1 protein-coding gene is annotated in these 258 nt (G+C 60.1%); it reads left to right on the plus strand.

Annotated features, from left to right (window positions below; genetic code table 11):
* Positions 1 to 258: putative PEP-binding protein (locus P9230_RS32330; protein WP_347404017.1), on the plus strand; the 258-nt coding region annotated here is incomplete at both ends.

A 258-nucleotide genomic window follows, 5' to 3' on the forward strand; every position in this document is an offset into this window, starting at 1 on the left:
AGGCACGCGAGATCATCGACCGCGAGGTGCGGCATTTGTCGCGCTTTGCCCATCATTTGCCGACCAGCCTGAAGCTGGGGGCGATGCTTGAAGTGCCATCGCTGCTGTTCCAACTCGATGAATTGATGAAAGCGGGCGATTTCGTCTCGGTCGGTTCGAACGACCTGTTCCAGTTCGTCATGGCCGTCGACCGCGGCAACACGCAACTGGCCAACCGCTTCGACACGCTGTCGGCACCCTTCTTGCGCGTCCTCAAGC

The organism is Mesorhizobium sp. WSM4887, assembly GCF_029625865.1.
Classification (GTDB): Bacteria; Pseudomonadota; Alphaproteobacteria; order Rhizobiales; family Rhizobiaceae; genus Mesorhizobium.